Origin of the sequence: Aeromonas sp. ASNIH2, assembly GCF_002934795.1 — a bacterium.
In the GTDB taxonomy this organism is placed as follows: domain Bacteria; phylum Pseudomonadota; class Gammaproteobacteria; order Enterobacterales; family Aeromonadaceae; genus Aeromonas; species Aeromonas caviae.
Genome location: NZ_CP026406.1, coordinates 2,759,304 through 2,784,564, shown reverse-complemented (window position 1 = coordinate 2,784,564; position 25,261 = coordinate 2,759,304). Strand labels below are relative to the sequence as shown.

General features: G+C 59.5%; 23 protein-coding genes and 6 tRNA genes. 14 read left to right on the top strand and 15 right to left on the bottom strand.

What is annotated here, in order from left to right:
* Nucleotides 1-6: 6 nt before the first annotated feature.
* The gene (gene lptF, locus C3F36_RS13220) at nucleotides 7-1,119 is read right to left on the bottom strand and encodes an LPS export ABC transporter permease LptF (protein WP_029313726.1); all 1,113 of its coding nucleotides are present in this window, start codon (nucleotides 1,117-1,119) and stop codon (nucleotides 7-9) included.
* A 172-nt stretch (nucleotides 1,120-1,291) separates the two neighbouring features.
* Here lptF and pepA point away from each other — a divergent pair, with 172 nt between their 5' ends.
* The 5 genes from pepA to C3F36_RS13195 all read left to right on the top strand — a co-directional run bounded on the left by pepA (nucleotide 1,292) and on the right by C3F36_RS13195 (nucleotide 8,530).
* A complete protein-coding gene (gene pepA / locus C3F36_RS13215) occupies nucleotides 1,292-2,803 on the top strand; it encodes a leucyl aminopeptidase (protein WP_010672960.1) in 1,512 nt (503 codons plus the stop codon).
* Nucleotides 2,804-2,972: 169 nt separating this feature from the next.
* The gene (locus tag C3F36_RS13210) at nucleotides 2,973-3,428 is read left to right on the top strand and encodes a DNA polymerase III subunit chi (RefSeq protein ID WP_104455211.1); all 456 of its coding nucleotides are present in this window, start codon (nucleotides 2,973-2,975) and stop codon (nucleotides 3,426-3,428) included.
* A gap of 65 nt (nucleotides 3,429-3,493) precedes the next feature.
* Nucleotides 3,494-6,346 (top strand): valine--tRNA ligase, encoded by a 2,853-nt coding sequence (locus C3F36_RS13205; RefSeq protein ID WP_158656114.1) that lies wholly within the window; start codon nucleotides 3,494-3,496, stop codon nucleotides 6,344-6,346.
* 207 nt (nucleotides 6,347-6,553) lie between these two features.
* The gene (locus tag C3F36_RS13200; protein WP_029313724.1) at nucleotides 6,554-7,846 is read left to right on the top strand and encodes a hemolysin family protein; all 1,293 of its coding nucleotides are present in this window, start codon (nucleotides 6,554-6,556) and stop codon (nucleotides 7,844-7,846) included.
* Between the two features lie 18 nt (nucleotides 7,847-7,864).
* Nucleotides 7,865-8,530 (top strand): DedA family protein, encoded by a 666-nt coding sequence (locus C3F36_RS13195; protein ID WP_104455209.1) that lies wholly within the window; start codon nucleotides 7,865-7,867, stop codon nucleotides 8,528-8,530.
* A gap of 36 nt (nucleotides 8,531-8,566) precedes the next feature.
* Here the strand turns inward: C3F36_RS13195 and C3F36_RS13190 are convergent, their stop codons facing one another.
* Nucleotides 8,567-9,904 carry an IS4-like element ISAeme15 family transposase gene (locus C3F36_RS13190; RefSeq protein WP_104455208.1) on the bottom strand — a complete coding sequence of 446 codons (1,338 nt, stop codon included), beginning with the start codon at nucleotides 9,902-9,904 and terminating at the stop codon, nucleotides 8,567-8,569.
* Between the two features lie 245 nt (nucleotides 9,905-10,149).
* Between C3F36_RS13190 and pbpG the strand changes: the two genes are divergently transcribed.
* Nucleotides 10,150-10,935, top strand: coding sequence for a D-alanyl-D-alanine endopeptidase (pbpG, locus tag C3F36_RS13185; RefSeq protein ID WP_407161201.1), 786 nt, complete (start codon nucleotides 10,150-10,152; stop codon nucleotides 10,933-10,935).
* A 328-nt stretch (nucleotides 10,936-11,263) separates the two neighbouring features.
* On the opposite strand, the gene C3F36_RS13180 is transcribed toward pbpG, so the two are convergent.
* From C3F36_RS13180 to pncC, 12 genes are all read right to left on the bottom strand, one after another.
* A tRNA-Arg gene (locus C3F36_RS13180) sits at nucleotides 11,264-11,340 on the bottom strand.
* A 27-nt stretch (nucleotides 11,341-11,367) separates the two neighbouring features.
* Nucleotides 11,368-11,444, bottom strand: a tRNA-Arg gene (locus tag C3F36_RS13175).
* A gap of 27 nt (nucleotides 11,445-11,471) precedes the next feature.
* A tRNA-Arg gene (locus tag C3F36_RS13170) sits at nucleotides 11,472-11,548 on the bottom strand.
* Between the two features lie 25 nt (nucleotides 11,549-11,573).
* Nucleotides 11,574-11,650 (bottom strand) — tRNA-Arg (locus C3F36_RS13165).
* Nucleotides 11,651-11,744: 94 nt separating this feature from the next.
* A tRNA-Arg gene (locus tag C3F36_RS13160) sits at nucleotides 11,745-11,821 on the bottom strand.
* A gap of 4 nt (nucleotides 11,822-11,825) precedes the next feature.
* A tRNA-Ser gene (locus C3F36_RS13155) sits at nucleotides 11,826-11,918 on the bottom strand.
* Nucleotides 11,919-12,130: 212 nt separating this feature from the next.
* Nucleotides 12,131-12,319, bottom strand: coding sequence for a carbon storage regulator CsrA (csrA, locus tag C3F36_RS13150; protein WP_005315760.1), 189 nt, complete (start codon nucleotides 12,317-12,319; stop codon nucleotides 12,131-12,133).
* Nucleotides 12,320-12,412: 93 nt separating this feature from the next.
* Nucleotides 12,413-13,660, bottom strand: a complete 1,248-nt coding sequence (locus C3F36_RS13145; protein ID WP_010672822.1) for an aspartate kinase — start codon at nucleotides 13,658-13,660, stop codon at nucleotides 12,413-12,415.
* Between the two features lie 16 nt (nucleotides 13,661-13,676).
* The gene (gene alaS / locus C3F36_RS13140) at nucleotides 13,677-16,301 is read right to left on the bottom strand and encodes an alanine--tRNA ligase (RefSeq protein WP_104455206.1); all 2,625 of its coding nucleotides are present in this window, start codon (nucleotides 16,299-16,301) and stop codon (nucleotides 13,677-13,679) included.
* Between the two features lie 272 nt (nucleotides 16,302-16,573).
* The gene (locus C3F36_RS13135; protein ID WP_104455205.1) at nucleotides 16,574-17,080 is read right to left on the bottom strand and encodes a regulatory protein RecX; all 507 of its coding nucleotides are present in this window, start codon (nucleotides 17,078-17,080) and stop codon (nucleotides 16,574-16,576) included.
* Nucleotides 17,081-17,121: 41 nt separating this feature from the next.
* Complete coding sequence (gene recA, locus C3F36_RS13130) at nucleotides 17,122-18,186, bottom strand: recombinase RecA (RefSeq protein ID WP_010672819.1); 1,065 nt, start codon at nucleotides 18,184-18,186, stop codon at nucleotides 17,122-17,124.
* An 80-nt stretch (nucleotides 18,187-18,266) separates the two neighbouring features.
* Complete coding sequence (gene pncC / locus C3F36_RS13125; RefSeq protein ID WP_104456052.1) at nucleotides 18,267-18,758, bottom strand: nicotinamide-nucleotide amidase; 492 nt, start codon at nucleotides 18,756-18,758, stop codon at nucleotides 18,267-18,269.
* Nucleotides 18,759-18,957: 199 nt separating this feature from the next.
* Between pncC and C3F36_RS13120 the strand changes: the two genes are divergently transcribed.
* From C3F36_RS13120 to C3F36_RS13105, 4 genes are all read left to right on the top strand, one after another.
* Nucleotides 18,958-19,365 carry a Spy/CpxP family protein refolding chaperone gene (locus tag C3F36_RS13120; protein WP_010672817.1) on the top strand — a complete coding sequence of 136 codons (408 nt, stop codon included), beginning with the start codon at nucleotides 18,958-18,960 and terminating at the stop codon, nucleotides 19,363-19,365.
* Between the two features lie 602 nt (nucleotides 19,366-19,967).
* A complete protein-coding gene (locus C3F36_RS13115; protein WP_043851987.1) occupies nucleotides 19,968-20,918 on the top strand; it encodes a DUF932 domain-containing protein in 951 nt (316 codons plus the stop codon).
* Nucleotides 20,919-21,012: 94 nt separating this feature from the next.
* Complete coding sequence (locus C3F36_RS13110; RefSeq protein WP_042081036.1) at nucleotides 21,013-22,002, top strand: YqaJ viral recombinase family nuclease; 990 nt, start codon at nucleotides 21,013-21,015, stop codon at nucleotides 22,000-22,002.
* Nucleotides 21,999-22,967 carry a recombination directionality factor gene (locus tag C3F36_RS13105; protein ID WP_058395397.1) on the top strand — a complete coding sequence of 323 codons (969 nt, stop codon included), beginning with the start codon at nucleotides 21,999-22,001 and terminating at the stop codon, nucleotides 22,965-22,967. Before C3F36_RS13110 ends, C3F36_RS13105 begins: the two co-directional genes overlap by 4 nt.
* Before the next feature lie 23 nt (nucleotides 22,968-22,990).
* On the opposite strand, the gene C3F36_RS13100 is transcribed toward C3F36_RS13105, so the two are convergent.
* A complete protein-coding gene (locus C3F36_RS13100; protein WP_043852258.1) occupies nucleotides 22,991-23,341 on the bottom strand; it encodes a helix-turn-helix domain-containing protein in 351 nt (116 codons plus the stop codon).
* A 208-nt stretch (nucleotides 23,342-23,549) separates the two neighbouring features.
* Here C3F36_RS13100 and C3F36_RS13095 point away from each other — a divergent pair, with 208 nt between their 5' ends.
* From C3F36_RS13095 to C3F36_RS13080, 4 genes are all read left to right on the top strand, one after another.
* Nucleotides 23,550-23,885: a hypothetical protein gene (locus C3F36_RS13095; protein ID WP_025202118.1), complete on the top strand. Its 336-nt coding sequence runs from the start codon at nucleotides 23,550-23,552 to the stop codon at nucleotides 23,883-23,885.
* A 48-nt stretch (nucleotides 23,886-23,933) separates the two neighbouring features.
* Complete coding sequence (locus C3F36_RS13090) at nucleotides 23,934-24,383, top strand: hypothetical protein (protein ID WP_043852259.1); 450 nt, start codon at nucleotides 23,934-23,936, stop codon at nucleotides 24,381-24,383.
* Nucleotides 24,384-24,466: 83 nt separating this feature from the next.
* Nucleotides 24,467-24,814, top strand: a complete 348-nt coding sequence (locus C3F36_RS13085) for a YkvA family protein (protein ID WP_043852260.1) — start codon at nucleotides 24,467-24,469, stop codon at nucleotides 24,812-24,814.
* A gap of 19 nt (nucleotides 24,815-24,833) precedes the next feature.
* Nucleotides 24,834-25,259, top strand: a complete 426-nt coding sequence (locus C3F36_RS13080) for a DUF2787 domain-containing protein (RefSeq protein WP_043852261.1) — start codon at nucleotides 24,834-24,836, stop codon at nucleotides 25,257-25,259.
* Nucleotides 25,260-25,261 lie beyond the last annotated feature (2 nt).

Sequence of the window (25,261 nt, the reverse complement as noted above, 5' to 3'; positions counted from 1 at the left end):
GCAGCATCATGCTGACTTTCTCTTGAACAATTGCCCTTTGACCCCGTTCCACCAGCTGGTGCCCTGCAGGTTGAGAGGCAACCCTATCAGCAGCAGATAGACCAGGGGCACCAGGAACATCCCGGGCCAATGGGGCAGACGCCCGCTGTCGATGGCCGACCGGGCGGCACTGAGCAGCAGGAAATAGGAGAGATAGAGCAGGATGGCCGGCAGCAGCTTGGCGTAACGCCCCTGACGGGGATTGACCCGCGCCATCGGCACCACCAGGAAGGTGAGCACCAGGATGGAGAGGGGCAGCGACAGGCGCCACTGCAATTCGGCCATCAGCTGGTTGTCCTGGGTGCCGAGCAATGCCAGGGTCGGCTTGGCCGCCGCCTTGCGGTTGGATCGCTCCATCTCCTGCTGGCGGATCACCAGGCTGTATTCACGAAACTCCGAGACCTGGAACTGCTTGCCGGTGAAATGCCCCTCGTAGCGCGAACCATCCTTCAGGGTCAGCCACTGCAAGCCGTTGCTGTCGGCGGTCACCTGCCCCTCGTTGGCCACCACCACTGACGGGGGTGAGCCACCCTCGGCCCGTTGCAGCACGAAGATTTTCTGCAACTCCGACCCCTTGTCGTTCAGATCCTGGATGTAGGCCACCAGGCGCCCCTTGTCGAGCTCCATGAAGCGGCCGGCCTGCAGGAAAGAGATACCGGGATCGGCCTTGAACTCGTCGATCACCTGGTACTCCCGCTCCTTGGCCTGGGGGGCGACCCAGCCGGTGTTGAACGCCGCGACGGCGGCGGTCAGCAAGGCCAGCACCAGAGCGCTGCCCATGATGAAACGGTGACTGAAACCCACCGCATGCATCACCGTCATCTCGCTTTCCGCGTACAAACGGCCGTGAGCAAACAGAATGGCTAAAAACAGACTGATAGGCAGCATCAACAACGCCATATTCGGCAGGTTGAGCAGCAGGAGGGTGGATACCAGGCGCGTCGGCACCTCACCATCGGCGGCATCGCCAATGATCTGGATAAATTGCTGGCTGACGAAGATAAGCAGCAGCACGAACAGCACCGCCAGCTGGGTTTTCAGGGTCTCCCTGAACAAATATCGGAAAACGATCACAGTCATTCCCAAGTAAACTTGTGTTTTTAGTCGAATGCCTGAAAAATAGGGCCCTATATTGGATTTTTACCAGTTTGAACTGCGGAGCCTGTGACTGTTCGCTCCGCCTCTGATACCCCAACAAGCACCGCATTATTCAATAAATGGTGCCTTTTGTCTTTAGGATGTAGGAGATTCCATGGAGTTCAGTGTAAAGAGTGGCAGTCCTGAGAAGCAACGCAGTGCCTGCGTCGTGGTCGGCGTTTTTGAGCCCCGCCGCCTCTCTCCGGTTGCCGAACAGCTGGACAAGATCAGCGACGGCTACCTCAGCTCGCTGCTGCGCCGTGGCGACCTGGAAGGGAAACCGGGCCAGATGCTGCTGCTGCATCAAGTACCGGGCGTGCTCAGCGAGCGCGTACTGCTGGTCGGGTGCGGCAAGGAGCGCGAACTCGACGAGCGCCAGTACAAGCAGATCATCAACAAGACCATCACCACCCTGAACGAAACCGGCTCCATGGAAGCGGTCTGCTTCCTGACCGAGCTGCACGTCAAGGGTCGGGATACCTACTGGAAGGTGCGTCAGGCGGTGGAAACCACCAAGGCGGGCCTCTACAGCTTCGATCAGTTCAAGACCAACAAGGCCGAACCGCGCCGTCCGTTGCGCAAGCTGGTCTTCAACGTGCCGACGCGTCGGGAACTGACCATAGGCGAGCGCGCCATCAACCACGGCCTGGCCGTGGCGAAAGGGGTGCGCATCTGCCGCGACGTGGCGAACATGCCGCCCAACGTCTGCAATCCCGCCTACCTCGCCTCCCAGGCCCGCCGTCTGGCGGATGCCTATGACAACATCACCACCAGGGTGGTAGGGGAGCAGGAGATGGCCGAGCTCGGCATGAACTCCTACCTGGCAGTGGCCCGTGGCTCCGAGAACGAAGCCATGATGGCCATCATCGAGTACAAGGGCAACGCCGACGCCAAGCCCATCGTGCTGGTGGGCAAGGGGCTGACCTTCGACTCCGGCGGCATCTCCATCAAGCCGGCTGACGGCATGGACGAGATGAAGTACGACATGGGTGGCGCCGCCTCCGTGCTCGGCACCATGCACGCCCTGGCCCAGTTGCAGCTGCCCATCAACGTCATCGGCGTGCTGGCGGGCTGCGAGAACATGCCGGGGGGCAACGCCTACCGCCCCGGTGACATCCTCACTACCATGTCCGGCCAGACCGTCGAGGTGCTCAACACCGACGCCGAAGGCCGCCTGGTGTTGTGCGATGCCCTCACCTATGTGGACCGCTACGATCCCGAGACCGTGATCGATGTGGCGACCCTGACCGGTGCCTGCATCATCGCCCTGGGCCACCATACCTCTGGCCTCTTGGCGAACCACAACCCCCTGGCCCACGAGCTGCTCAACGCCTCCGAACAGGCCGGCGATCGCGCCTGGCGCCTGCCCCTGTTCGACGAGTATCAGGAGCAGCTGGAAAGCCCGTTCGCGGACATGGCCAACATCGGTGGCCGTCCGGCCGGTACCATCACCGCCGCCGCCTTCCTGTCGCGCTTCACCAAGAAATACAACTGGGCTCACCTGGATATCGCAGGGACCGCCTGGAAGAGCGGCAAGGAGAAGGGCTCCACCGGCCGTCCTGTGCCCCTGCTGACCCAGTTCCTGCTCAACCGGGCCGGCGTGGCGGACGTCGAAGACAAGGAGTGATCCCCTTCCCCATCGACTCGAAGAGCGATGCGAGAAGGCGTTACCCTGTATCACAAGGAAGAGGCCTGCCTCTTCCTTGTTTCATTGAGAGAATCCGGGAAGTCCGTGCCAGACGCGGCTCCCGAAGACGGCCAATCGCTGTCCGTCACAGCCAAACGGGACCGACCTGATGAGCCAAGTGACCTTTTACCTGATGAGCCAGCCCGATGATGCGGATGCCTCCGCCGTCGAGCGCCTCGCCTGCCAGCTTGCGGCCGATGGCTGGAGCGCAGGCCACCTCTATCTGCTGTGCGAGGACGAGGCCCAGGCCCTGCGTCTGGACGAGCTGTTGTGGCAGTTGCCGCCCGATCGCTTCGTGCCGCACCAGTTGCAGGGGGAGAGCGGTCAGGCCCCGGTGGAGATAGGCCATCAGCAGCCACGGCGGCGCTATGCCTGCCTCATCAACCTGGCCCGGCAGACACCTTTGTTTGCAGGACACTTCGCTCAAGTGGTAGATTTTGTCCCCACTGACGAAACGCAAAAGCAGCAAGCCCGCGAGCGCTACAAGCATTATCGCCAGGCGGGCCATACCCTCGAGATGAGGGATCAGCCCGTCCTTGCCGCACCGGATCCGGCGCAGCCCTGACTGTGCCACCCTCGATCCACGACGAATCAACACCAGACTCCATCCATCCAGAATACGGCGAGACCATGGAAAAGACTTTTAATCACAACGCCATCGAACAGGCGCTCTACCAGCACTGGGAAGCCCAGGGTTACTTCAAGCCCCACGGCGACACCAGCAAAGACTCCTTCTGCATCATGATCCCGCCGCCGAACGTCACCGGCAGCCTGCACATGGGCCACGCCTTCCAGCAGACCCTGATGGACACCCTGATCCGCTACAAGCGCATGCAGGGCAAGAACACCCTGTGGCAAGCGGGTACCGACCACGCCGGTATCGCCACCCAGATGGTGGTTGAGCGCAAGATCGCCGCAGAAGAGGGCAAGACCCGCCACGATTACGGCCGGGAAGCCTTCATTGACAAGATCTGGCAGTGGAAGGAAGAGTCCGGCGGCACCATCACCCGTCAGATGCGCCGTCTGGGTGACTCCGTGGATTGGGAGCGCGAGCGCTTCACCATGGATGAGGGCCTCTCCGCCGCCGTCCAGGAAGTGTTCGTGCGCCTGTACGAAGACGGCCTGATGTACCGCGGCAAGCGTCTGGTGAACTGGGATCCCAAGCTCAACACCGCCATCTCCGACCTGGAAGTGGAAAACCGCGAGATCAAGGGCCACATGTGGCACCTTCGCTACCCGCTGGCCAACGGCGCCAAGACCGCCGAAGGCCAGGATCACCTGATCGTCGCCACCACCCGTCCGGAAACCATGCTGGGCGATACCGCCGTGGCCGTGAACCCGGAAGACCCGCGCTACAAGGCGCTGATCGGCCAGCATATCCTGCTGCCGCTGGTGAACCGTCTGATCCCCATCGTTGCCGACGAACATGCCGACATGGAGAAGGGCACCGGCTGCGTGAAGATCACCCCGGCCCACGACTTCAACGACAACGAAGTGGGCAAGCGCCACAACCTGCCGATGATCAACATCTTCACCCTTGACGCCCACGTGCGTGCCGAGGCCGAAGTGGTCGATACCAATGGCAACCCGAGCACCGCCTATGACGCCGCCCTGCCGACCGAGTTCGCCGGGATGGAGCGCTTCGCCGCCCGCAAGGCCATCGTCGCCAAGCTGGACGAGCTGGGCCTCCTGGCCGAGATCAAGGATCACGTGCTGCAACAGCCTTACGGCGATCGCGGCGGCGTGCCCATCGAGCCCATGCTGACCGACCAGTGGTACGTGCGCGTGGCCCCCATGGCCAAGACCGCCATCGAGGCGGTGGAAGATGGCCGCATCCAGTTCGTGCCGAAGCAGTACGAAAACATGTACTTCTCCTGGATGCGCGACATTCAGGACTGGTGCGTCTCCCGTCAGCTGTGGTGGGGTCACCGCATCCCGGCCTGGTATGACGATGCCGGCAACGTCTACGTGGGCCGCAACGAAGAGGAAGTGCGCGCCAAGCACAGCATCCCGTCCGTGACCGTGCTGCGTCAGGACGAAGACGTGCTCGACACCTGGTTCAGCTCCGCCCTGTGGACCTTCTCCACCCTGGGCTGGCCGAACAACACCGAGGCGCTCAAGACCTTCCACCCGACCGACGTGCTGATGAGCGGCTTCGACATCATCTTCTTCTGGATTGCCCGGATGATCATGATGACCATGCACTTCATCAAGGACGAGAACGGCCAGCCGCAAGTCCCGTTCAAGACCGTCTATATCACCGGCCTAATCCGTGACGAAGAAGGCCAGAAGATGTCCAAGTCCAAGGGCAACGTGCTGGACCCCCTCGACATGATCGATGGCATCTCCCTGGAAGACCTGCTGGAGAAGCGCACCGGCAACATGATGCAGCCGCAGATGGCCGAGAAGATCGCCAAGCGCACCGCCAAGCAGTTCCCGGAAGGGATCAATGCCCACGGCACCGACGCCCTGCGCTTCACCCTGGCGGCGCTGGCCTCTACCGGTCGTGACATCAACTGGGACATGAAGCGCCTGGATGGCTACAACAACTTCTGCAACAAGCTGTGGAACGCCTCCCGCTATGTGCTGATGAACACCGAAGATCAGGATTGCGGCTTTGCCGGTGGCGAGATGCAGTTCAGCCTGGCGGATCGCTGGATCCAGTCCCAGCTGCAAGTTGCCATCCGGGACTTCCGTACCGCCCTCGATACCTACCGCTTCGACATCGCGGCAGGCGTCTTGTACGAATTTATCTGGAACCAGTTCTGTGACTGGTATCTGGAGCTGACCAAGCCGGTACTGACCAAGGGTTCCGAGGCCGAGCAGCGCGCTGCCCGCCACACCCTCGTCAGCGTCCTCGAGACCCTGCTGCGCCTGGCTCACCCGATCATCCCGTTCATCACCGAGACCATCTGGAAATCGGTCGCCCCGCTGGCCGGCGTACACGCCGACACCATCATGATTCAGGCCTTCCCGGAATTCGACGCCGCCAAGGTGGACGAAGCCGCGATGGCGGATCAGGAGTGGGTGAAGGAGTTCATCGTCAGCATCCGCAACATCCGCGCCGAGATGAACGTGGCCCCGAGCGTCCCCCTCAACGTGCTGCTCCAGTGCGATGCCAAGGATGCCCAGCGCGCCCAGGGCAACGAGGCCTTCCTCAAGTCGCTGGCCCGTCTGGAATCCATCCGCGTACTGGCGGACGGTGAAACCGCCCCGCTGTCGGTCAAAAAATTGATCGGTGCTACCGAGCTGATGATCCCCATGGCTGGTCTCATCGACAAGGATGCCGAGCTGGTCCGTCTGGCCAAAGAGGTTGCCCGTCTGGTGGGCGAGTGCGGCCGCATCGAAGGCAAGCTCGGCAACGAAGCCTTCGTCGCCAAGGCGCCGGAAGCGGTCATCATCAAGGAGCGCGAGAAGCTGGAAGATTACCGTCTCCAGCTGACCAAGCTGGAAGCCCAGCAGGCCGAGATCGCAGCGCTCTAAGCCACTGCGCAACATGACAAGCCCCCGTTTATCGGGGGCTCTTTCATGTCATGGGTTCAGTTCTCCCTCTCCTGCCCCGCAGTTTTATCCCTCCCGCCGGGACGATATTCAAAAATTCACGAGCCAAATCACCTCCTTTCACAAGCGCAGAGCCCGCAAATTCATTACACTGCCAGCGGTCTTTTCTATCGGGAGTGCTGCTGCAGTATGGAAATATTGATCCTGTTTGGATTGATTTTGCTCAATGGCGTCTTCGCCATGTCGGAAATCGCCATCGTGACGGCACGCAAGGCACGCCTCGCCAAAATGGCGAGCGAAGGGAGCCGCTCCGCCGCCATCGCCCTCAAGCTCGGGGAAGATCCGACCCATTTCCTCTCCGCCGTGCAGATCGGCATCACCAGCATCGGTCTGCTCAACGGTATCTATGGCGAGTCCCTGCTGGCCCAGCCCTTCGCTCTCTGGCTGCAGGAGTGGGGGCTCTCCCCCAAGAGCAGCAGCCTGCTCGCCACCGTCATCGTGGTCGTGCTGGTCACCTATCTCTCCATCGTGGTAGGGGAGCTCGTGCCCAAACGCCTCGGACAGCTCAGCGCCGAGCGCATTGCCTGTCTGGTAGCCCGCCCCATGCTCTGGCTGGCGACCCTGACCCGTCCCTTCGTCTGGTTGCTCTCCGCCTCCACCAACGCCAGCCTGCGGCTGCTGCGGGTCGATCAGCGCAGCAGCAACAACGTCACTCAGGAGGAGATCCACGCCATGCTGGTGGAGGGCTCCGAAGCGGGGGTGATTGAGGACCATGAGCACACTATGTTGCGCAACGTGTTCCGCCTCGACGAACGCAGCCTGGCCTCCCTGATGGTGCCGCGCAGCGACATCCGCTATCTGGACCTGTCACTGCCGCTGGAAGTGAACCTCCAACGTCTGGTGGAGTATCGCCACAGCTTCTTCCCTGTCTGTGACGGCAGCCTGTCGGATCTGGTGGGCATCCTCAACGTCAGCAAGGTGCTGCACGCCTACATCAAGGGAGAGCCCATCGATCTGGCGGCGCTGACCCAGGACGGCAGCCTGCTGCCGGAGACCCTCAACGGCCTGGAGCTGCTCAACCACTTCCGTACCCACTCCGAGCACATGGTGCTGGTGGTGGACGAATATGGCGAGCTGCAGGGGCTGGTCACCCAGCAGGATCTGCTGGAAACCCTGGCCGGCGACTTCCAGCAGGAAGATGGGGAAGACAACTGGGCCTTCCAGCGCGCCGACGGCAGCTGGCTGCTCGACGGCCTCATTCCGCTGCCAGAATTGAAGGACTGTCTGGAGCTGGTTCGTCTGCCGGAAGAAGAAAAACATCACTATCACACCCTTGGAGGGCTTATCATGCTGCTCCTTGGCCGCCTTCCCCAGACCGGAGACCTGGTCACCCTGGAACAGTGGCAACTGGAAATCGTGGATATGGACGGCCTGCGTATCGACAAGGTGCTTGCCATGCCCTTGACCGACCAACCCAGCTAACCTGCGGAGTTTGCATGTATGGAGCAGTTTTACCACCTGGCTCACGCCTTTATGCATCAGGATCTGGCGACACTCTCTGATCCCAAGATGGTCTTCATGGTCTATGTCGTCCTGCTGACCTTCCTGGTGCTCGAGAATGGCTTTATCCCCACCGCCTTCCTGCCAGGGGATACCCTGCTGATCCTGACCGGCGTGCTGATCTATCAGGGGGTGTTGCCGATGGCGGTGGTCCCGCTGCTGATCATGGCGACCTTCGTCGGCACCTGGCTTGGCTACATGCAGGGGCGTTTCCTCGGCCACACCCGGATGTATCACAGGCTGATGTCCCACCTCGATGACAAACACAAGGAGAAGGTGCATTACCTGCTCAACAAGTACGGCATCATCACCCTGATCACCGCCCGCTACATCGCCTTCGTGCGTACCGCCTACCCCTATATCGTCGGCGCCAACGAGATCCCCCAGGGGCGCTTCCTGGTGGTCAACCTGATCAGCTCCATCATGTGGATCTGCCCCCTGGTCGGGCTGGGTTACTACCTGAGCCACACCAAGCTGGCCGCGCAGTATGAGTCCCAATTTCTCAGCGTCATTATCTACCTGCCGGTCATGCTGCTGGTGGGCGGCCTCATCGCTCTGGTCTGGCGCTGGTGGAGCAGACGCAAGCCCGGCGTCTCCAGAGAGTGAGACAAACCACAGGGTCGCCCACAGGCGCAATGCTGTTCACTTAAGCGGAGCCGCATTGCGATTTACCGGAAAACGGGTCTTTGATATCTTCACCGCCCTGGGTCTCGATGGCCTGGGGCGTTTTTCTATGAACATGACGCCTATGCAGCCCCGCAACTCCGCCAACCTCCGTGGCGTATGGGCTGGCGATAACGCGCCCGCCATCACTGCCATCTGGTTCGCGATGAACTGACAGGCAAACTTAAAGCTCACCTCATTGGGCGCTCGCTGATGGGCTACGGCGGCCTGGCTGGCCTCCCGCCTGACCAGATTGTATCCAAGCAGCAATCCCCACAGCTCCTGATAGACCAAGTTCACTTTCTTGCTTCTCAGCGTGATGGCGTTGTGCTGCATCGCGCTTTTGATATCCCGGTATCCCAGCTCGATTTCCCAGCGCTCGTGGTACAGGGTCGCCACCTGAGCTGCACTGAATCGCGCCACGGGCAGGGAGGTAAAGACCGTTTTCTCCTTGCCTGCCACCTCATAGGTCACTGCGCGAACTTGCCAGTGTGTCGGCAACGCCGGGTTTTTCTTGCTAGCCTGAGGCGAGACCGTCATTTGCAACAGACGGTCACCGTCGCCATAGCGCTCAAGTTCCGTGTATACCAGCCCCTTGCGTTCCGGGATGAGCCAGTGACGGTCGGTGTCTTCGGCCTGAATACGCAGCAACAGGTCGGCACCGAAGAAGCCTTTATCCAGCAGGGTCACTGACTTGTCCGGCAATGAGTGAATGAACTCGCAGGCCAGGGGGATTTCCCCTTTGCGGTACGGGCTGATGGCCGCGTTGGCAATGACATGCGAGCGGACATTCATGAGCGTGACCAACCGCAGCATCGGGTAGGGTGTCTGCCGGTTGGTTGAGGTGTTACCCGAGCCGAAATGTGCTCTGAGTTCAGGTATATCCTGGGTTCGGAACAGGGCCCCATCGATGGCAAAGACCTGTAAACCGTGCCAATGGTCTTCAGGATAACGTTCCCGCCCCCACACATCGGCGCACTGTTTGAACAGCCACTCGAGCGGCTGTTTGCCGAGTCGCTGACGGGCCTGAGACAGGGCACTGTCCGCGAGCAAGGCATCATTGGCCAACCCTTCTGCACAGATGTTGAGGCGCCGAGCGACCTCGGAGATGGGCTCATTGCGGAAAAAGGCCATCCCCACGACGAGCCACAAGACCATATCAGAAGGTAAGCGGCGTCGGCGGATAGTGGCCTTTTCAGACAAGGCGGCAGCGGCAGTAATCCATTCGTCGGGAATATGGTCGGCAAAAATGGCCAGCCGAGCCAGCATGTCGCCAGATGCCTCAACAACATCGTTCAGATCGTTTGCAATAGACATAAAAAATCCGGAACTAGTGATTGGTTCCGGATTGTCCTACAGCAGAAGGATCGGTCAATGGATCCTTAACTGATCAGCATTGCGCCCACAGGCGGCCCTTTTTTATGGAAAATAGTGGCGAATTCTCCCTGCTCGCTCTTGTAAAGCAGGGGCAAAAATGAGTGAATCTAGCGCCTTTTTTCGCTGTGGATGGAGTTGGTTGTATGGGGTGTTGGATTCGCGCAATCGCGCTGGTAGGTGGATTGATGGGACTGCTGGGTTCGCAGACAGCCCTGGCGGCCCCCGACCCGGCCAAGCTGCAGCTCAAATCGGGCAGTGCCCTGGTGATGGACGTCAACACCGGCAAGACCCTGTATCAGAAAAACCCCACCCGGGTGCGCCCCATCGCCTCCCTCACCAAGCTGATGACGGCGCTGGTGGTGCTGGATGCCCGCCAGAACCTCAATCAGACCCTGACCATCGATCAGAACGACAGGGACAACATTAAGCACACCTATTCACGGGTGCGCATGGGCACCCAGGTCAGCCGCCGCGACGCCCTGCATCTGGCGCTGATGTCCTCCGAGAACCGCATGGCCTCGGCGCTTGCCCGCCACTACCCGGGGGGTCGCCAGGCCTTCATCCGCGCCATGAACAACAAGGCCAGACAGCTCGGCATGCGCAACACCCGCTACTATGACTCCACCGGTCTCTCCACCCGCAACGTCTCCACCGCCCAGGATCTGGCCAAGCTTCTCTCTGCGGCCTATCGACAGCCGCTGATCCGTGAATTCACCCAGGACACCAGCAGGGAGATGCGCTTTCACAAGCCGGCCTACAGCCTGATGTTCAACAATACCAACCCGCTGGTGAAGAACCCGGACTGGGATGTACGCCTCTCCAAGACAGGCTATACCGACGAAGCGGGCCGCTGCCTGCTGATGCGTGCCAAACCGGATCGTCAGGAGCTCGCCATCGTACTGCTCAACTCGGTGGGCAAACGCACCCCTGTCGGGGATGCCAACCGCATCCGCAAGTGGCTGAAAAGCTGATTCTTTCCACGAAGACATGAAAGGATGCCGCGGCATCCTTTTTTATTGCCCGCCAAATGCCTCAGCAGGCCGCCAGAGGGCGCCAGCCCCGCACAGCATAGTGCGTTATGGTAAGGGCACCCAGATCCACAGGCACGGCCACGGGATGCGTCAGCAGCCTGCCAGGCAAGATACGTGGAGAGTGGTTACCCAGGGGCACGTGCAGCCAGGGGGAACCGTCCCCCGTGGGGGGGGTCAGGGAGAAGGACACGAGAGAGACAACCCCATGATGAGGAGGAGAATATCGCCCATAAAAAAACAGCCCCGACTGACGTCGAGGCTGTCTGTATGGTGCGCCCGAGAGGATTCGAACCTCTGACCACCTGGTTCGTAGCCAGGTACTCTATCCAGCTGAGCTACGGGCGCTCACAACTTGTTGCACTGCTTGAAATATGGTGCGCCCGAGAGGATTCGAACCTCTGACCACCTGGTTCGTAGCCAGGTACTCTATCCAGCTGAGCTACGGGCGCTCATAAATTGTTGCACTGCTTGAAACATGGTGCGCCCGAGAGGATTCGAACCTCTGACCACCTGGTTCGTAGCCAGGTACTCTATCCAGCTGAGCTACGGGCGCTCATAAATCATTGTATTGCTTGAAATGGTGCGCCCGAGAGGATTCGAACCTCTGACCACCTGGTTCGTAGCCAGGTACTCTATCCAGCTGAGCTACGGGCGCCCTGTTTTCAAACGATAAAAAAAGCTTACTCAACAGTAAGCCTTCTTTAGTGCCGACTTGCTTATGGTCAACACATGACTCCAAGAGTCAAATGTGGTGCGCCCGAGAGGATTCGAACCTCTGACCACCTGGTTCGTAGCCAGGTACTCTATCCAGCTGAGCTACGGGCGCAAAATGGCGGAGAAGGGGGGATTCGAACCCCCGATGCGGGTATAAGCCGCATACTCCCTTAGCAGGGGAGCGCCTTCAGCCTCTCGGCCACCTCTCCGTTTGCGGGGCTGATAATACTTCACAGGGATTTTTAGTCAAACACTTTTTTGGAGAAAACAGAGCGTTCGCTCAGCATTTGGCCAAAGAGTGGAATATTCAAGCAATATCGACACTTACCCAGTAGTTTCGCGCTCTGCAGGCCGATTTGCAGGCCCCTGAAAAACAAAAGGCGACATCCAGGATGTCGCCTTCAGGCAGCCATGAAATGGCTTAGAAATTCGGTTGGCCCGGGACTTTCTCGGCCTGTATCCGCATGTAGATCTCTTCGCGGTGTACGGAAACCTCTTTCGGTGCATTCACACCGATACGAACCTGGTTCCCTTTGACGCCCAGTACGGTAACGGTTACTTCGTCACCAATCATCAGGGTTTCCCCTACACGACGAGTCAAAATAAGCATTCGCTTGCTCCTGTATCCTGTTTTGTATTTATATCGATATGCGCCATTATCTTACAAAGATACCGATATGGTAAATGGTTGAAACTAAATCAATCAGGGATTGTTTCCCAAGGGCTGCTCATGAGGCTCTTGATCCAACCCGAACGCCGAGTGCAACGAACGCACGGCCAGCTCCAGGTACTTCTCGTCAATCACCACGGATATCTTGATTTCAGAGGTGGAGATCAGCTGCATGTTGATCCCTTCCTCACCCAATACCTTGAACATGGTGCGTGCTACACCAGGATGATTCCACATGCCGACCCCGACGATGGAGACCTTGGCGATCTCTCCGTTGCCCTGCACGCAGGCGGCCCCCAGCTCGCTGGCGGTCTCCTCCAGCAAGGCGCGGGCCCGGCGATAATCATCGCGATTCACCGTGAAGGTGAAATCGGCGGTGCCATCCCCCATGGTGTTCTGCACTATCATGTCGACATCTATGTTGGCGTCGCTGATCGGATTCAGGATCTGCGCGGCCACGGTCGGCCTGTCCGGCACACCCAGAATGGTCAGGCTGGCCTCGTTGCGATTGAACGCAATGCCGGATACCAGGGGTGCTTCCATCCTCTCACCTCCATATGTGATTAAGGTTCCCTCTCCGTCGACGAAACTCGACAGCACCCTTAGCGGCACGCGGTACTTGCCCGCGAACTCGACCGAACGGATCTGCAACACCTTGGCACCGAGACTCGCCATCTCGAGCATCTCCTCGAAGGTGATGGTATCGAGGCGACGCGCCTTGGGCTCGATGCGCGGATCCGTGGTATACACCCCGTCCACATCGGTAAAGATCTGGCACTCATCGGCCTTGATGGCCGCAGCCACGGCCACCGCGGTGGTATCCGAACCACCTCGGCCCAGGGTAGTGATGGCATTGTGCTCATCGCGCCCCTGGAAACCGGCAATCACTACCACCTTGCCGGCACCGAGTGCGGCTTCCACCTGCTCGGTGTCGATACGGGTGATGCGCGCCTTGCCATAGGCGGAGTCGGTGTGGATGCGGACCTGATCACCGGTCATCGAGACTGCGGGGCAACCGCGCTTGTTGAGCGCAATCGCCAGCAGCGCAATGGTGACCTGCTCGCCGGTGGAGATCAGCACATCCATCTCGCGCCGGTTGGCATCCTGGTCCAGCTGCTGGGCCATGCCCAGCAACCGGTTGGTTTCGCCCGACATGGCGGAGACCACCACCACCACGTCATGTCCCTGGGCACGGGTCAGTTGAACCCGCTCAGCAACTGCCTCGATCCGCTCCAGCGTGCCGACCGAGGTGCCACCGTACTTCTGTACATAGAGTGCCACAGATCACCTCGCCCGCTTACAGGCGCTCTTCCAGCCAGGAGTGAACGGATTGCAGCGCCGCCGGCACCGCCTCAGGCTGGGTACCACCCGCCTGTGCCATGTCGGGACGACCACCGCCCTTGCCACCCACCTGCTGGGCCACCAGATTGACCAGCTCACCAGCTTTGACCTTACCGGTCAGGTCATTGGTCACGCCCGCGATCAGGTTGACCTTGCCATCACTGCTGGTTGCCAGCAGCACGACACCGGATTTCATCTGGTTCTTCAGCTCGTCCAGCATGCCGCGCAGGGATTTGGGGTCGACCCCTTCCAGGGCGGCAACCAGCACCTTCTGGCCATTGATGTCGATGACCTGACTCAGCAGGTCGTTACCCGCCTGCGCCGCCAGCTTGGCTTTGAGCTGTTCCAGCTCGCGCTCCATCATCTTGGCCTTGTCCAGTACCTGGCGCACCTTGTCGGCGATGGAGAACTGATCGCCCTTCACCAACGCGGCGGCCTCTTCGATCTGTTCACCCAGCTGGTGCATCAGATCGATGGCGCTCTTGCCGGTGACCGCTTCGATACGACGCACGCCAGCCGCGATGCCGCTCTCGGCAATGATCTTGAAGAAGCCGATGTCACCGGTGCGCTTGGCGTGAGTACCGCCGCACAGCTCGGTGGAGTAGTCGCCCATGCGAACCACACGCACATCGTCTTCATATTTCTCGCCAAACAGCGCCATGGCACCGGCTGACTTGGCCTCTTCCAGCCCCATCAGCTGGGTGGCCACCTCGTGGTTGGCACGGATCTGGGCGTTGACGAGCTCCTCGATCCGGCGAATAGTCGCCATGGTCAGCCCTTCGAAGTGGGAGAAGTCGAAGCGCATGCGCTCGGCGCCCACCAGGGATCCTTTCTGGGTCACGTGCTCACCCAGCGCCTGGCGCAAGGCCGCGTGCAGCAGGTGAGTCACGGAGTGGTTAAGGGCGATGGCCTGACGACGGTCGCCATCGACCACGGCCTCGACCTCGGCTCCCTTCTCCAGGGTACCCAGTTCCAGATAGCCCTTGTGGATGATCGCCTTGCCCGCTTTCTGGGTGTCGGTGACGGCGAAGATGCCGTCATCCACCTTGAGGATGCCGCTGTCACCCACCTGACCGCCGGACTCCGCATAGAAGGGGGTCTCCGTCAGCACGATCACGGCCTCTTCACCGGCGATGAGGCCATTGACCTCGACACCATCCTTGTAGATACCGACCACCTGGGTGTTCTGGCTCAGTTGCTTGTAACCGGTAAAGGGGGTCTCGAAATCGAGCTTCAGCACGTCGTTGTAGTTCACGCCGAAACTGGAAGCCTCTTTCGCACGGGCGCGCTGCTTTTCCATCTCGGCCTTGAAGCCCTCTTCGTCGATGCCGATCTCGCGCTCGCGCACCACATCGGCGGTCAGGTCGGCCGGGAAGCCGTAAGTGTCATAGAGCTTGAACACCACTTCACCCGGGATCACCTTGGCATCACCGAGGTTGGCCAGGGCGTCTTCCAGCAGCAGCAGACCTCTGTCCAGCGTGCGGACGAACTGCTCCTCCTCGATGCGCAGCACACGCTCGACCAGCGGCAGCTGGGCGATCAGTTCCGCCGCCACATCCTTCATCTGCACGGCCAGCTCGGCAGCCAGTTTGTAGAAGAAGACGTCGGTAGCACCCAGCTTGCGGCCGTGACGCACGGCGCGGCGGATGATGCGGCGCAGCACGTAGCCGCGACCTTCATTGGAGGGCATGACTCCGTCAGCCACCAGGAAGGCGCAGGAACGGATGTGGTCCGCGATGACGCGCAGGGACTGGTTGCTCAGATCCGTGGTGCCGACAATCTCGGCCGCCTTCTTGATCAACGCCTGGAAGATGTCGATCTCATAGTTGGAGTGCACCCCCTGCATGATGGCGGAGATACGCTCCAGACCCATGCCGGTATCCACGGACGGACGGGGCAGCGGCTCCATGGTGCCGTCAGCCTGACGGTTGAACTGCATGAAGACCACGTTCCAGATCTCGATGAAGCGGTCGCCATCCTCTTCCGGTGAACCGGGAGGGCCACCCCAGATGTGATCGCCGTGGTCGTAGAAGATCTCGGTGCAGGGACCGCATGGGCCGGTATCGCCCATGGCCCAGAAGTTGTCGGATGCATAAGGAGCACCCTTGTTGTCACCGATGCGCACGATGCGATCGGCCGGCACGCCGACCTCTTTTTCCCAGATGTCGAAGGCTTCGTCGTCAGTCGCGTAGACGGTCACCAACAGGCGCTCTTTGGGCAGCTTGAGGGTACCGGTCAGGAATTCCCATGCAAACCGGATGGCGTCCTGTTTGAAGTAGTCACCGAAGCTGAAGTTGCCCAGCATCTCGAAGAAGGTATGGTGACGGGCGGTATAGCCGACGTTTTCCAGGTCATTGTGCTTGCCGCCAGCCCGCACGCAACGCTGGGCCGTGGTGGCACGGTGATAGGCACGCTTGTCGGCGCCAAGGAACACGTCCTTGAACTGGTTCATCCCTGCGTTGGTGAACAGCAGGGTCGGATCGTTGTGCGGTACCAGCGAGCTGGAAGAGACAACCTGGTGTCCCTGGGTGCGGAAATACTCGAGAAACGCAGCGCGAATCTCTGACGTGGACATGTACATGGAAAATCCTGCTTGATTCGAATACGGACTTTTAACCGCATTAATGTAAGTTTTCTGCAGGGTAAAGTAAAACGTGGGGACCCTTGGCGGGTGAAATAGCCCCCAAGGGGCCAGCGTTTGGCAGCAGCACCCGCAAGGACGTCACAACAGGGGGGCTTCAGGATGCCTCGCTCGACCACAGGGCCGCCATCGACAGACCCGGCGAAGGGCTGATATTCCCCACCAGCCGTACCGCACGCCAGTTGCTATAGGTGTTCAACCTCGGCGCGCCACTATTGCTCACCTTGCATGGCTGATAGGGCGTAACGGGCTTGTTCCTGGGTAAAACCACGCCCCATCAGATATTTGAGCCACTTCATGCGCAGTTTGAAGTCGGCAAGGTCGGTCGCCTTTGCCCGACGCGACAACAACGCAAGCGCCAGTTCGAACCAGTCGAGCTCGGGTTGATCCAGGGCAGCCTCGATCTGGGTGTCATCCAGCCCCTTGCGACGCAGGTCGAAGCGGATCCTGAGCGGACCATGGCCTTTGGCCGCACCAGCACGCACCGCCATGGCACCGTAACGCTCGTCATTGACCCAGCCATAGCCACGGCAATGGTCGAGTACAACGGCAACCACCTCCTCCTCGAATCCCTTCTGACGCAGGCGTCTGGCCAGCTCCGACTCGGCACTCTCGCGACGGGCCAGGCTGCGCATGGCGTAGGCACGGGCGGCCGCCAGCTGCTCTTCAAAGGCCAATTCGACGGGCTCGCCCGTTCCGTTCACAGATTCATCCGCCATAAACAACAAGGCCGGGTATCAACCCGGCCTTTCCTCATTCCTTATTCGAACTCTTGTTCGTTTTCAGCTTCAAACTCGTCGTATTCGGCAGCCGTGGCCTTCTCTTCCACCGGCGCGGCGCCAGAGAGCAGCAGCTCGCGCAGCTTCACTTCCACCTCGGCAGCCAGTGCCTTGTTTTCGGAGAAGAGCTTCATCACGTTGGCTTTGCCCTGGCCGATCTTCTCGCCGTTGTAGCTGTACCAGGCACCCGCCTTGTCGATCAGCTTGTGCTTGACGCCGAGATCCACCAGCTCGCCCTCCTTGGAGATGCCGGCACCATAGAAGATCTGGAACTCAGCCTGCTTGAAGGGTGGCGCCACCTTGTTCTTGACGACCTTGACGCGGGTCTCGTTACCGACCACTTCGTCACCCTCCTTGATGGCGCCGGTACGACGGATGTCCAGGCGCACGGAGGCGTAGAACTTGAGCGCGTTACCACCGGTGGTGGTCTCCGGGCTGCCGAACATGACGCCAATCTTCATCCGGATCTGGTTGATGAAGATACACAGGCAGTTGGCGTTCTTGATGTTGGCGGTCAATTTACGCAGCGCCTGGGACATCAGACGAGCCTGCAGGCCGACGTGGGAGTCACCCATTTCGCCTTCGATTTCCGCTTTCGGGGTCAGGGCCGCCACGGAATCGACGATGATGACGTCGACGGCATTGGAGCGCACCAGCATGTCGCAAATCTCCAGTGCCTGTTCACCGGTATCCGGCTGGGAGATGAGCAGGTCGTCAACGTTGACGCCCAGCTTGGCGGCATAGATAGGATCCAGTGCGTGCTCCGCATCGACGAAGGCACAGGTCTTGCCCTTCTTCTGGGCTTCGGCGATCACCTGCAGGGTCAGCGTAGTTTTACCGGAGGATTCCGGACCGTAGATCTCGACGATACGACCGCACGGCAGACCACCGATCCCCAGCGCCACGTCCAGAGAGAGAGAGCCGGTGGAGATGGCTTCGATATCCATGGTCTTGCTGTCGCCCAGACGCATGATGGAGCCTTTGCCAAACTGCTTTTCGATCTGGCCCAGCGCAGCCGCCAGTGCCTTCTGTTTGTTCTGATCCATGCCAATCTCCGCTGGGAATCGTGAGTAAGAAGTGAAGTTGGGCTAAGTATACTGTTTATGCATACAGTATCAAGCCCAATTTATTTGAGCAGTGCCAGGAGTCCGGACAAGGCCTGTCTGACCGCCTGCTGGCGCACCTGATGGCGATCCCCATCGAAACGGGCAAGCAGGGAGTGGTGACGACCGGTACGATCTGCCCAGGCAAACCAGACAGTGCCGACCGGTTTCTCCTCTCTGCCACCACCAGGCCCGGCGATACCGCTGATGGCCACGCAGATACCCGCATCGGAGCGGGCCAGGCAGCCCCGGGTCATCTCCAGCACCACGGGTTCGCTGACGGCGCCGTGGCGCAACAGGCTGTCGATGCTGACGCCGAGCATCTGCTGTTTGGCTTCGTTGGTGTAGGTCACGAAACCGCGATCGAACCAGGCAGAGCTGCCGGCAGTATCCGTGATGGCAGTGGCAACCCCGCCGCCGGTGCAGGATTCCGCCGTGGCGGCCAGCCAGCCTCTGGCCAGCAGTGCCTCGCCCAATTCCCGGGATAAGCGGGAGATCTCTGCTTCAAGTCCCATCATCGCGTCCTCTTCCGGCCTCTTCCAGGCGAAATATGGCGCTCATTATGCAGTTGCCCCGCCCCTCGGGCAACCGACCCCGGGGCCACTGCGTCAGCAAGTTGTCGTCGCTTAAGCTCCAGTACATGGCTGCTCGTTATCATGTTCCAACACCGCCATGCATGCGGTTTCCATCCCATCAGACCAAGGAGAAAGCCGGATGAAGCATCCGTTCAACGTCGCCATGACAGCCCTCGCAATGTGTATCGCCACCCATGCCTTTGCCACCGAGGGTACCGCCGAGCTGCAGAGCGAGACCACCCTGGCCCAGGAGCTGAACCTCTCCAGCGCACAGGTGGAGCAGATCAAGGGGCTGCGCGAGCAGGCCACCAGGGAGCTGGGCTCAATCAAGCTCGACGCAATCGGCCAGGACGTCATCGTCAACATGATCAAGTCCGGCAAATGGGATGAAGTGGCGGCGAGAAAGCAGTTGCAGACCATCAGCGACGTACAGGCCGAGGCCCGCTACCATCGCGCCCACTACCTGTTCGAGGTGAGCCGGGTGCTGACGCCCGAGCAGAAAGCCAAACTGCACGAGATGCTGAGCGGCGACGAAGCCATGTACTGAGGGCGACACTCTCCCCGTCTCTCCCATCCCCGCATCCGTGCGGGGATGCTATTTCTCCTCCCCCATGCCTCTTCTCGGCCAGGCTCCCCCCAGGCCACTCTGGTCAGCATCAGCCGGATGCACAGATCCGCGACGGGACGCCGGCTTTGCCCCCAAGACGGAGATTCCTCCTCACCATCTTGCCTCGAGCATGTAGAATGGCCCCCAGATTCAGACCCATGACGGCAGACGTTTGCCCGCAAGAGCACCTTCTGGAATAGCACATGACAGCACAATACCAAGCGCCAGGCGCCAACTTGAGCGCCCACACCCCCATGATGCAAGGGTATTTACATGTTGATTTTAATGCGTTTTTTTGAAATTTATTTACCTGCCTACGCTTTAGCCTACGCTATAAACACCCTTCATGATTGAGCCTCTTTTACCAATCCTGCACCCACATCTCCAATGAAGGGCATTGTCCAAACATAACAACCTGTATGCTGCTTAACAGCACACACAAATAAAAACACGACTACATCCTATTCAATAAACTTTCAAACCTACATCACCTCCATGAGTTAGCAGGCTGATGTCTGCATTTCACAATTCCTGGAGGAGATATGGCTCACCTGATCGACACCATGGCCTACACCGGCCAAACCCCTTGGCATGGCCTTGGCAATGTCTTGCCCCCGCAACAATCTCTCGATATCTGGCTGCAGGCAGCCGGGATGAATTGGACCATTGAGCAGAGTGACGTAATGTTTAACGTCGCCTCCGATGCACTGCATATCCGTCCCTACAGCGATAGCAAGGTGCTGTATCGCTCCGATACCCTCGCCCCCCTATCGGTGGTCTCAAGTCGCTACAACGTGGTACAGCCTCACGAGGTGCTGCACTTCTATCAAGATCTGGTAGAAGCCGGTGGCTTTGAGCTGGAAACAGCAGGCTCGCTTAAAGGCGGCCGCAAGCTGTGGGCTCTGGCTAAAACAGGTCAGGACCTAAAGCTCAAAGGCAATGACTTGGTAAAGTCCTATTTGCTGCTGGCGACCAGCTGCGACGGCACGCTCTGCACCACGGCGCAGTTCACCTCTTTGCGGGTGGTTTGCAATAACACCCTGCAGATGGCACTGCGTGGCGCTACCGGCGCCATCAAGGTGCCCCACTCCACTCAGTTCGACGCCGCTGCTGTCAAAGAGTCGCTTGGGCTGGGGCTCTCCCATTGGGATGAGTTCAAAATCCAGACCAAGGCGCTGGCACAGCGGCCCGTAGCCCCCGAAGAGGCGCTGCGCTTTTTCAGCGACTTGCTGGCGCAACCGCTCGATGAGGAGAACATCATTCTCACCAAGCCGGTACAACGGCTGCATGAGCTCTATCAGGGCGCAGGCATGGGCTCAGAACTTGCGAGCTCCCGCAATACCGCCTGGGGGCTGGTCAATGCGGTCACTGAATACGTGGATCACCACCGCCGTGCCCGCAGCCAAGATCACCGGCTCGACTCCGCCTGGTTTGGTCAGGGGGCCCAACTCAAATCCCAAGCCCTGAATCAGGCACTCACTCTGCTGCAGTAATTACGCTTCCCCATTCAAATCGCATAACGACCTCACCCGGACTGGCGCAAGCCAATCCGGGCGTAGCCATTTATGCCGTCAACAAGGAATAGTCATGAAAGCAAAAGCCAAATATGGCCAAGCCCTGCGGCTAGCCTCTACTACCCAGTTAACCCGCGAGCAGTGGCTCGCTATCCGTAAACTCGGCATTGGTTCCTCCGATGCCGCCGTCGCAGTGGGGCTCTCCCCCTACAAATGCCCGCTCAGCCTCTGGCTGGAGAAGACCGGTCGCAAGGAGCCGGAGGATATCTCACACAAGGAAGCCGTGCTGTGGGGCATTGAGCTGGAGCCTGTGTTAGCGCAGGTCTATGCCAAACGCACCGGCTTTCGTGTGCGACGGGTCAATGCTGTGCTGCAACACCCCGAGCAACCCTTCATGCTCGCCAACCTCGATCGGGAGGTAGTCGGCCATCCCGATGGGCCGGGCATTCTGGAGATCAAGACCGCCAGCTATCACAGCGCCCCCCAGTGGGAGGAAGGTGTGCCGGTGGCTTATCAGTGTCAGGTACTGCATCAATTGGCGGTTACCGGCCATGCCTGGGCTGAGGTGGCAGTGCTGATCGGCGGCCAGGATTTTCGGATTTACCGCATCGAGCGCGATGAGGAGAAGATCCAGGATCTCACCGAGCGGGAAGCGCAGTTCTGGCAGATGGTGCAACAAGACCAGCAGCCCGATCCTGACGGCTCCAGCGATGCCGCCAATGCCCTGAGCTGGCTCTTTCCCCGCGATGATGGTCAGACGCTGGATCTCTCGGATTCTCCCGAGTTTAACCAGCTGTTTGGGGAGCTACTGCGCTTACGTCAGCAAAAGGAAGCTGTCGAGCTGCAGGAGTCACAACTCAAACAGCGGCTGCAAGCGACCTTGGGTGAAGCGACAGCCGGGCTGTTTGCCGATGGCAAGATCACCTGGAAGCGCAGCAAAGACCGGCTAGCACCGGATCTCGAAAAGCTCGGTCAGGATCATCCCGACCTGCTCACCCGTTACGTCAAACCGGTGCCCGGCGTGCGCCGTTTCACCATTCAACCCTTGAGGCAAACACCATGATCAAAGGACTGGCGATCACCCCGCCCGTGATCGGGCGGATCTGCATCGGCAAGCTGGTGCAAAAACAGGATAAGTGGGTACCGGAGAAGGACGACAGCTTCACCCTCACCACCCAGATACAGCACAAGGGGGGATGGTTGCTCCATCCCCTGCATCAACACTACTCATCGCAAAAGAGTGGCCAAGGGCAGGAGCAGACCAAGATCCGCGCCATTCCAGTGAGGGTGCTGTTCAACGACAGCGACTTGAATCTGCGGGCGGAATACAGCGCCTTTGACCGGCAAACCGGCAGGCCGCTCTGTGTCGGGAATGGGGAGGTGGCGAGACGTGTGGGGGCGCAAGGCATGGAGGAAGTCAGCTGCCCTGGACCAGAGCGCTGCGCCTTTGCAGGGCAACAGGGCTGCAAGCTGTACGGACGACTGAACCTGTTTGTGGAGGGGCAAGGGGATGAGCTGGGTAGCTTTATCTTCCGCACCACCGGCTACAACTCGGTGCGCACTCTGGCGGCTCGACTGAAGTACCTGGAGGCAGTGAGCGGGGGCCATACCCGCTATCTGCCGCTCACCCTGCGGTTGCGGGCCAAGAGCACCACCCAGTCGTACCGCACACCGGTCTACTACGTGGATTTGACCTTGCGGGAAGAAACCAACCTGACTGAGGCAGTCAGGCAAGCACTGGAGGCCGCCCGGCGTGATCAAGAGGCGGGGCTCGCCATCGACCAGATGGAGCAGGCCGCTCGCGACCTGCTGCGCAATGGCCAATTTGAGGATATCGATGAAGAGGTGCCGATGCTGCTGGAGGAGTTCTATCCCGAAGCCAACAGCGACGAGACGGCGAATGGAAACGCAGGGGCAGAGGCGGCTACCTCGCGTAACGCACCGCAAAGCCAAGCAACCATAGCGTCACAGAGGCCGCAACCAAGAAGGAGCCCACTCACCAATAAATTGGGGAAAGGGAACCCATAACCTCCCCAGTGAATGGTGGATGATCAGCTGGGACGCGCCAACCGCTCCACCAACCGTTCTACCGTTTCCAGCAACAGGGTTCGGTCAGCATCATCGAGCCGAGCCAGTTGCTGGCTCAGCACAATGCCCTGCTCGGTCGGGCGGTTACTGGTCTCGCGCAGGAAATCCGCCAGCTCACAGCCAAACAGTTGAGCGAGCTCCGCCAGCCGCACCACGGTCGGCACCACAATCCCCCGCTCCATCCGGGAGACGGCTTCCATGCCGATATTGAGGTGTTCAGCCACATGCTCTTGCGTGAATCCGGCTTGAGTACGCTTGTGGCTGATCGCCTTGCCAACGCTCTTGGCTAACAGCTCAAGGTTGATATCTGTCATGGGTCCTCCAGTCAACCTCTATGGTTGACCATGGACCCATTGACGATAAGGACTCAAAAGGTAGACTAAAGACTTAATGAGTCCACCAGACAGCAATTGATGCTGATTTGACACGGATGCGAGGCCCTCAGCCAATAAACCATCGTGACTAACTCGCAACAGGTGGGCTCCATAAGACGCTCTTACTACACGACCAAGGACACAAAACATGGAAAGACTGACTTATGAAGATCTGGGTACTGACAAGCTGACCTCACTGATCCGTGCACGAAAATCTTTCGAAGTCGTGGGGCTATCGGGGCGAATGAGCGCCGCTGTGACAAAACTTGAAAACAGCATCGAACCTGCTGGGCTGAAATGCCGGGTCTATACCAAGGGTCGGATCGCCGCAGCAGGGGCCAGCGTCTTTGGCGGTATTACCGGTCTAGCCGGGATCGCATCTGCCGTCACTATCGCGGCACATAATCTCGCCACTTACAATCCAGACTATGAAATCGTTAAGCACTTGGTGGATAACTCACTCAGCGTGCTTTACAAAAAATAACCACGTTAATGGCTCATCTAAATCCTTGAGCCTTTAGGAGTCACAGGGATGAAAAAACTCTTCATTACCTCAACAGCACTGCTGCTGTGCGGCAACGCCTTTGCGTATGGCGAGGCCGGACGCTGGAGCAGTGGCTGGGGTCAGGGCACCAGCGAATACACGGCGGTGGTCAACGAGCAAAACAACCTCTATATCGCCTGTAATGACACCCGCAAGGTCAGCATGACGGCTACCGTGCAGGGCAAGGAGTACGGCTCTTATGCTGGGCAGGCTTTCACCATCATCGTCGATGGCAGCCAATACGATGCGCCCTATGAGACCGAGTCCCGTGTCGGTGAGAACAATTTCTTCGACATGTGGGGCAAGCTGCGCAAGGCCAAGTCGATCAGCATTTTAACGGCTGACGGCAAGCAACTGGCACTGCCAACCAAAGAGGTCGCATCTGTACTGCCCGCCACTAATACCCCTGAGTTTGACTGCTTGATGTGGGACCAATAGCTCACATCCATTCCCATCCAAGAGGAGGCATTTGCCTCCTCTTTTCATTTCTGCCATTCACCCACCTGTGAAGGAGACACACTATGCCCCCCTGCATTCCCCCTGAATGCGAGCCGTTCGATCACCCAGGCTTTTGGCACAAACTCTGGGCCTTTGCCAAACGTGCCGGTCGGCCCTTTATCGAGACCTGCTTGCTGCTCTACTACACCAGCCAGAAGGATGACTTACCGCTCTGGGCCAAACTGCTGATCTACAGTGCGCTGGCCTACTTTATCTCACCGATCGATGCGATCCCGGACGTGTTGCCGATGGGGCTCACCGATGACATCGCGGTGCTAAGTGCGGCACTCGCCAGTATTACCGCCTTTATTGATGAACAGATCCGTGCCCGTGTTGCCAAAAAAATGCGCGAGCTGTTCGGCCAAGATTAACCCCCACAAGGAGTACACCATGACCATTCCCTTTTTCCGGGACGGCTTTGCCATGCCCGTTGCACAAGCATTGCTGGTTCAGCTTAACCAGGAAGTCGCTAAAACCGAGCTCAATCTTGAGCGCTTAACCCAACTGACCTTCAACTTTCGCAATCCCGGCTACAGCGCCGAGCAAGGCGGCGTGCACCCGGTCGAGATCCGCCTGATCCGCGGGCTCGATGGCTGGCTGTTCGATTACGTCACCGACTTCAGCTACCAAGGGCTCGCCCAGGATGCCGAGCTCTGCAAAGAGCTCGATTTCAACTTCCTCGATGGGGAACACACCATGTTGGGCTGGGGACCACTGCGACTGGCCGAAGCGCGGGAGCTGTTCGATATCTGGCAGAGCAACTTCATTGCCTGCTGCCGGTTGGAGTGTTTCAGCGTCACGGTCGCAGGAGATTAGGA